Source organism: Pseudomonas sp. W2Jun17 (assembly GCF_023127795.1).
GTDB lineage: Bacteria > Pseudomonadota > Gammaproteobacteria > Pseudomonadales > Pseudomonadaceae > Aquipseudomonas > Aquipseudomonas synxantha_A.
The window spans coordinates 363344-367634 of sequence record NZ_SPKO01000029.1 but is presented as its reverse complement, the minus strand read 5'-3'; the positions used below and the strand labels follow the sequence as shown (position 1 = coordinate 367634).

Below are 4291 nucleotides of genomic sequence, written 5' to 3'. Positions count from 1 at the left end.
TGCCATTCACCCTGAAAAAAGGGACAGTCTACGGTTAAATAGAACTGCCCCCTCTAATTCTCCTGATATTTTTATTTTACATTGGGGCTAGTTCCCTGATGAAATTGAAGGAAGTACGGCCAAAGCGTACCTGATGTTTTCGTTAACGCCCGCGGATTGGCTGACTCCCGTATACATGTTATAGGTTTTAGACCTGCCACCCTGAACCACAGGAGTTATCCAAGCGGGTTGGATCCCGCCACTCCATCTGATAGGTACCTGGCCATACGCCGTGTAGATAGAAGGCCATTTATCTTCCGGGATTTGCGTATACGGTGGTTGGACCCTTTCACTGAAGTTGTGGTGGCCAAAGGGATATTTGTCACCGGCCAATATAACTACATACCAGCAGTTTGATACTGTGACAGGATAGCTGACCTCTTGACTCGCACTGTCCCTCACGTAGACTCGAGTGGTGCCGTTACTTTTGCTTCTGACGTTTCCATTGGCATCTACAACTGCTACTGGAGAGTTTTGTGGTCGAATTGAATAGTAATAAGGAGGCGTTCCACTTGCTGGCTGACGAGTAAGTGCGGCTCCAGGAAAATCAGCAATCTGCAATGCGCCTGTGGAGTTGAAGTGCCAGCCATTCAGGTACATGGTTGAGGTGTCAATGATAAGAGGTTTAGACTCGACGACGGTATAGGTCGTCTTTGGAAACTCAACTGCCCGGCTCTGATCGTCGATACCATTATAGGCCACGTAAAAACTCAACGTTACCTGGCTATTATTTGCCACCCTGTCCAACCAACTACGCAGCACAGCTTTATCTCTCAAACCATTGGCGGCCTCCGTGGCGCTGATCAGTTCGCCCCCCATCACCAGTAGATCTTCTATACCGTCGCTGCTGAGTATCATCCACCCTAGTTGGTCTTTGTCGCTCAAAGGCCACTTATCCACTGATGCCTTGGCGTCGCCGGTAAAACTACCCAGGTTCAGCGTGCCTCCATCAATAATACTGTTGATGAGTGGCTGCGGTAAGTCCGTGGCCGGAATCGTATTGACTTTCACCGTCTGCACCTGCGACGGGCGTGGGGCAGCCACGCCCGTGCTCACCACCGAATACTTCAAGCACACGGTACTGTTCACACTATGGTGCAAGACCTTGGCCGAGGTCAGGTTGAACACTACCGTGCCTCCATCCAGCCCATTCTGGCTGGTTGAATAAGAGGTGCCGTCGGCAAAAAACCAGTAAAGCGTGATGAAATCTTGGCTACTCATACCGTCATAGCGAACCGTTGCCGTCGTATTGTGTTGAATGGGCAGCGGGTCCACTGTCACATTCGGCCCTGTATCGGTGGTGCCATTGATAAACGGGTGGGGAAGATCTCCTGATAATGCCTGAATGGTGTACGTGCGCCGACGGAAGTGCACTGCATTGGCTTTGTTGGTGCTACGATCGAAACTGGCCCAGAAATCGATGAACAGCGGCATTCCATCCTTGAGTCTGCGCAGATCCGGCGGCGTCGGTGGCATGATGCCCTGACTCTCGCCCTCAGGCGTTACCAGGTTCTCGCTGTAGGTATCCTCAATGTAATCCGCGCCATCGTCGTAGATACCTTCATATCGCATCCACATCCGCTGAAACCGGTGAATGAACGGCCAGATATTGATCAGGGTGCGCTCCCGGCCAGTAAGCTGGGAAATTACCAATACCGGGTTATCATGCCCTTCGATGGTGGGGATCGGTAGCGTGGTCAGGGACAGTAACAGCAGATCCAGTATGGGCGACGGTATTCTCCGCGTGCCGCGCAGCACAAAGTACTGCACGGGAATCTGGCGGCCTTCGGAAAGAATGTTGGCGCCTACTACTTCGCTCGGTACGTCAAAGTGCACTGTTCTTGAGGTGTTGCCATTCTTGGTTTCTTCATAAGTGCCAATGCCCGGTACGCCGCTGAACACTGCCAGGATCCGGTCGCTGGGTGACATGTTCAGAAACGATACTTCAATCGTCGCTCCGGTCGTTGCGGACTCCGGCCTTAGTAGGTCTGGGTCTCGTGAGGCTTCAAGCACTTCCGGCCTCAACAGCTCACCTATTGCTTTACCGACCGTCACGTCAAGCGTCTCAGAGCGCAGTGTTGTGTTGCCGCGTATGAGGGAATAGCTCAAGCGAATGGAGCCGTTGTTATTCACGTCGACATAATTTCGATCTACCGGAAACGAAATCTCTCCTCCTACCACGACGTTAATCGTGTCGCCTGTGCTGCCACCCACCCCAGAGCCTACCCAGCGCCACACGACGGTGTCACCTCGTTGGAAGGTATAGGGGAGAGTGACATTGACCTGGAAGATCACATCGGCCGGATCGAGGTTGCCATTTTCATCTACGCCCTCAATGTGCGGCGCAGGCAGGTCGGCGCGACGTTCGCCTATTTCTACTATCAGGTGCTCGGATTCGCGCACCGTCAGCACATCGGCTTCCTGTATCGTGTTCACACCGTCATTGACGCGATAAAAGACGTCGATCGGCCCGAGCCCGACGAACTGTGCGAAATTTGCCGGCGTCACAATCCGAAAGCGTGTGGGTGGTGGTGGGTCGCCGGCCTGCTGGGTTTGTTCATAAAACACTAGGCCGCCGCCGGGTCGGTGCGCCTCAAAGCGCAAGGTGACGGGATAGTTCGGACTGTATGGCACGAAGGCCGGGAAGTTGACTTTGAGGTAGGGGACGGTCGGATCGATCAAGCCGCCTTCGTTTTCCTCGATTTCAACTGCAGGCATGTTGGAAACAGTACCAAAAACTGTGACAGACAGACTTTGGGAATAGCCAATCTCAGTGCCTAGCGGGAATTGCAGCGTATAGGAGATTTGCATCGAGCCGTTGATCAGGTCTTCGAGGATGCTGTTCTCGACGGTGGTATATGCCGAACGCCCGGGCCGGGCAGCAAACGCTGGCAATGGGATGGTGACTTTCGTTTTATCTTCGCGTGTACCCACGATGGTAGCTACGATCTGAGTGCCTGCTGGCGTTGGGGAGCCATTCGGGAGCCGTGTGGGCGCAACCACTTCGAGTTCGAAGTGACTCTCTGCGTACTGGTCGAAATCGACGTTATTATTGTCTGTTCCATCCACCAAAAAGTGGGGGCGCATGAGTGCGTCTGGATCCAGGTTACTGTTCAGGTTTACGACCTGAGACCACTGCTGCACTTCCCCTGAGAAGTTCAGCACCAAGTCGTAGATCCGGAACCGGATAGTCAACAGACCGCTACCGCCCAATTCGATGACCTCCCACGGGACGAACACCTCGATAGGCGTCAGTCCCTCGGCCTGATCCGCGTCCAACTGCAGCTCTACCAAACGACCGTTCCAATACAACTCGATGGTGTCCCCTACAAATGCATCTGGGTAGTGATCAATGGTAATGAGCACACCATCACGTGCGCGCTCGGGGTCGAGTACGGCATCTGAGCCACTCAAGTCCTCTGGCAGGTGAAGGACCAGCGCCGAATGGTAGGGGAGTCCTGGGTCCTGATCCACGCCCCCTGGCCGGGTATCTTTCAGGAACCAGGTTTCTTCCTCCGATGTACTTTCAGTGCCAGACCCGTTACGCCTGACCAGGCCATAGCAGGGGTACACAATACCTAGCGGTACATGCTCGCGTAGTACCGAGAGTTGGTAGCGTCTTTGCGTTTCCTCGCCAGCAACAATTTCCCCCCAGGCGACCGGAAAACGCCGATCTCCCATATACCATTCGTAAGAATCGCCGACGTTCTTCGTGGTCCAGCTCTCGAAGGTAATCAGCAAACGGTTTTCGAGGCTGCGTATGCCAACCCCTACATCAGCCAGAAGTTCGGGAAGGGGACGTACAGTGTTGTCGTTGTAGGGCGGCGGCTCCAGGTCTGCGATGCGTGGTGGGTGCAGGATGGGTGGACTGTCTGTGCGTTTATCGGACATGGTGGTGACCCTTCAGGCTGATTTGAGAAACGTGCCAAACAGGGTCAGCAAATATGAGAGAGTGGTCACCGTCTAGCTGTGAGAAATGACAGTGGCGACGAGCGGTCAGCTACTGAATAATGAGTGTCAGCGCGCTATAACGCACGCCCTTGGCCAGGGTTACCAGCAGCAAAAAACGCCACAACGGCTCTCGCATCACCCCGGCCACCAAGGTCAGCGGGTCGCCGATGATAGGTACCCAACTGAGCAACAGCGTCCAATGCCCCCAACGCAGGTAATGCCCGCGGGCTCTATCCAGCTGCTTGGCACTCACCGGAAACCAGCGCCGTTCCTTGAAGCGCTCTACCGAGCGCCCCAGCAG

1 protein-coding gene and 1 pseudogene are annotated in these 4291 nt (G+C 54.4%); both read right to left on the bottom strand.

Annotation, left to right across the window (positions count from 1 at the left end; translation table 11 throughout):
- Nucleotides 1–87: 87 nt before the first annotated feature.
- Nucleotides 88–3930: a hypothetical protein gene (locus E4O98_RS18925; protein WP_248135959.1), complete on the bottom strand. Its 3843-nt coding sequence runs from the start codon at nt 3928–3930 to the stop codon at nt 88–90.
- Nucleotides 3931–4039: 109 nt separating this feature from the next.
- Nucleotides 4040–4291 (bottom strand): annotated as a pseudogene (locus tag E4O98_RS18920) (DedA family protein); the annotation flags it as partial.

Excerpts from the sequence above, each read along its gene's own strand:
- E4O98_RS18925 (WP_248135959.1), bottom strand. The coding sequence starts at position 3,930 with ATGTCCGATAAACGCACAGACAGTCCACCCATCCTGCACCCACCACGC.